A 2,977-nucleotide genomic window follows, 5' to 3' on the forward strand; every position below is an offset into this window, starting at 1 on the left:
GGAATCTGGCCGTTTAACCATCCGGTCATTAATTCTTCAGCTTGGTTAAGGGAAAGGGATTTTCGATCGAGTAGTTGCTGCAGTAGGTTTGGCCAGTCTGGAGTGGTCATCGCTGTTCCATTGGTGTGGGGATGGGGCGATATAATATCATAGCGGTTTGTCGGGAGAATCGATCGCTCCTAGTCATTTTTACTTTAAATCGAGCAAACCCTGTTCTTTTAACTTAGGATTAAAACGAATTTCCATCTGTACTCCCCGTTTTTCTAGGGTTGATAAAATATCGTTTTCTACTCGTCTGGATACCTGTTTTAATAACTTGATTTGCCCCAATTCGTCAGCACTTTGATAAAATTCTTTTTCTGTGTCAGTCATGACTAATTTAGCATCAATTGGTTCTGTCCAGAGTTTTTCATCGCCGGTTACTGCCTGACTTTCTCTTAGCCAAGCTTGTTTAATCGATTCGAGAATAGTCCGATTAGGACGATCAATCAACTGTATTTTTAGCCAATAACAAGCTTGAGGCTGTCGGGCAAGATGTTGTTTTAAACTGAGATAAATATCACGAGAATAGCCGACAAACTCTAGGACTTGTTCTCGATCAAAAATGCCATAAACCCCGATTCTTCCCTGTAAATCAGCACAGATATTACCCGTGGTATCTAGGTAGGGAATATATTCTAATTGTTCGAGATTAGCAAAAGTATCAGACTCATTCATAATTAATCGTCGCTAATTGGTTGGAGATAAGTAGGTAGGTGTTAAAAACTTTCAGATACCCCGCTGATCAAGTAGGGTTGATTCAAGGTAGGGTTGATTCAAGGTAGGGTTGATTCATGAATCAACCCTACCCGTTTAAAATTGTACCAAAAAGTTTTAGGCTAAATTAGTCCCCAAAAATGCTCAATTCTCAATGCCTACTGCTTCTCTTAACGAAATTGTTCACGCGGCCCTAAGTGGTCAAGTGGTTTCTTTTCCCACGGATACAGTCCCCGCTTTAGCGGTTTCTCCCCCCTATGCTGCCTTAGTTTTTGCCGCTAAAAAACGGACTTTTGATAAACCCTTAATTCTCATGGCGGCCTCAGCAGCAGATTTATGGGATTATGTCGAGGGAAATCAGGAAGAAAGGGAAATTTGGCGGCAAATGACCGAAAAACACTGGCCCGGCTCCCTAACTTTGGTTTTACCTGCTTCTGAAAAAGTACCAAAAGTTCTTAACCCTAAAAATCCTAGCACGATTGGTATCCGAGTTCCCGCTCATGCGATCGCCAGAGAAATTCTCGGTCGAACTGGTGTTTTAGCGACCACAAGTGCTAATCTGTCAGGACAAGAGCCTTTATTGACTCCAGAAGCGATTATGACTACTTTTCCCTCGGTGACGGTGTTAGCGCCCACAGAAAGGCAAGCATGGGGAATAATCAATAGTGGACAACCCTCCACCGTCGCGCGTTGGCAATGTCAAGGATGGGATATCTTACGACAAGGGGCAGTTTTTCTGTAAATATGGACGATATTGACGCTTTAAAACGGGAATTACAGCAAACTCGCCTCGCTTATCAGATGGCCGTGGCAATTAATCACCTCAAAAGCAGTTTTTTGGGACGGGTTGCCCACGAATTGCGATCGCCATTGAGCAGTATGATCAGTCTCCATCAACTGATTCTCGCCGATCTTTGTGAAAGTCCGGCCGAGGAAAGGGAATTTATCGCCCAGGGGCAACTGGCGGGCTGTAAACTGATGGCAATGCTCGATGAGATGATTAATCTCTCCAAACTAGAGTCTGGTACTATACCTCTCGATCAAGAAATTTTTTCTTTAACTAAACTCTGGCAAGATTGGGCAAGTCTAACTTATTTACAGGCAGCTAATCGCCATATTAAGCTTAAATTTAGCCCTTTAACCGATGAGATTGCTATTATTGCCGATTATCAGCGTTTATCCTCCGCTCTTGTCCTTCTCGTCGATGCAGTGATCGCCAACTTAACGAGTGGCTCTATTTGTATATCGGTAAGCGCCCTTGGCGAGAAAAAAGTCACTATTACCCTAGAATTTCCGGGGGAAATCGCTCTCTGGCAAATGCCAGAAATTTCCCCTTTGAGTTTAGAATCAAAGCCAGAAGAAGTAAAACAATTTACTCAAGCTCTCGGTCTTTCTCCCGGTCTTAAATTTCAGTTAGCGAAAGGCATTATCGAAGTCTCGGGGGGAGAAATGAGCTTAGATCAAATCGATAACAATAGTCAGGACAAGCTCACACGGATCGTTTTTTCTTTACCTCGATCGCCGGATAGGAAAACTCCTCGGGATAACGATTAAATAATACCATCGTCGTGGTGGCGTTGCTTTGGAAACCAATGCGCCGGTAAAAATTTTCTTGATTAGTAGTCATCAAATAGACTCTTTCCACCCGATTTATTCGGGGATGGGCCAAGACTGTTTCTACTAATTTACGCCCTAAACCCGCTCCCTGATAATCGGGATGAACAATCACATCCCAAATAGTTGCCCGATAAATGCCGTCAGAAATGGCGCGAGCAAAACCAATTAATTGCCGCTCATTCCACACCGTCACCACCGGATCACTATAGTCAATTGCGGTTTCTAAATCTTCTAAACGGCGATCGATTGCCCAAAATGCGGTTAAATTAAATAATTCTCGTAGTTGCGATAGATCTATCTTGCTTTTATCCTCGTCAAACTGAATCTGACTACAATCAACCATGATATTTCCTTAGTCTAAGACTAAAAAATAAAAGAGGATTCACGCTCGATCGGACTGATTTATGAGCAATTTCCCCTAATCTATGTGTTTGATTATACTCAATGCCTCAGATAATCTCTAGTTGATTTATCGTGATTTCTTGACAAGTTATTAATCAGTGATCGGGAGTCGGTCGTCGGTCGTCAGGAGATTATTTTTATTTATTCTTCCCACACCCCACACCCCACACCCCACACCCCACACCCCACACCCCACACCCCA

General features: G+C 43.1%; 4 protein-coding genes and 1 pseudogene. 2 read left to right on the forward strand and 3 right to left on the reverse strand.

Features of this window, described 5'->3' with window-relative positions; translation table 11 throughout:
* Positions 1 to 110 (reverse strand): annotated as a pseudogene (locus PX481_RS10820) (anthranilate phosphoribosyltransferase); the annotation flags it as partial.
* 79 nt (positions 111 to 189) lie between these two features.
* Positions 190 to 717, reverse strand: a complete 528-nt coding sequence (locus tag PX481_RS10825) for a GIY-YIG nuclease family protein (RefSeq protein WP_002758103.1) — start codon at positions 715 to 717, stop codon at positions 190 to 192.
* Between the two features lie 193 nt (positions 718 to 910).
* On the opposite strand from PX481_RS10825, the gene PX481_RS10830 reads away from it, so the two are divergent.
* Both PX481_RS10830 and PX481_RS10835 read left to right on the forward strand, forming a co-directional pair.
* Positions 911 to 1,498 carry an L-threonylcarbamoyladenylate synthase gene (locus tag PX481_RS10830; protein WP_288094572.1) on the forward strand — a complete coding sequence of 196 codons (588 nt, stop codon included), beginning with the start codon at positions 911 to 913 and terminating at the stop codon, positions 1,496 to 1,498.
* Positions 1,453 to 2,310 (forward strand): sensor histidine kinase, encoded by an 858-nt coding sequence (locus PX481_RS10835; protein WP_002758107.1) that lies wholly within the window; start codon positions 1,453 to 1,455, stop codon positions 2,308 to 2,310. Before PX481_RS10830 ends, PX481_RS10835 begins: the two co-directional genes overlap by 46 nt.
* Here PX481_RS10835 and PX481_RS10840 read toward each other — a convergent pair.
* Positions 2,246 to 2,716 carry a GNAT family N-acetyltransferase gene (locus PX481_RS10840; protein ID WP_002758109.1) on the reverse strand — a complete coding sequence of 157 codons (471 nt, stop codon included), beginning with the start codon at positions 2,714 to 2,716 and terminating at the stop codon, positions 2,246 to 2,248. The genes PX481_RS10835 and PX481_RS10840 overlap by 65 nt on opposite strands.
* Positions 2,717 to 2,977: the final 261 nt, after the last annotated feature.

The organism is Microcystis sp. M53603_WE2, assembly GCF_030065435.1.

Excerpts from the sequence above, each read along its gene's own strand:
- PX481_RS10825 (WP_002758103.1), bottom strand. The coding sequence starts at position 717 with ATGAATGAGTCTGATACTTTTGCTAATCTCGAACAATTAGAATATATT.
- PX481_RS10830 (WP_288094572.1), top strand. The coding sequence starts at position 911 with ATGCCTACTGCTTCTCTTAACGAAATTGTTCACGCGGCCCTAAGTGGT.
- PX481_RS10835 (WP_002758107.1), top strand. The coding sequence starts at position 1,453 with ATGTCAAGGATGGGATATCTTACGACAAGGGGCAGTTTTTCTGTAAAT.
- PX481_RS10840 (WP_002758109.1), bottom strand. The coding sequence starts at position 2,716 with ATGGTTGATTGTAGTCAGATTCAGTTTGACGAGGATAAAAGCAAGATA.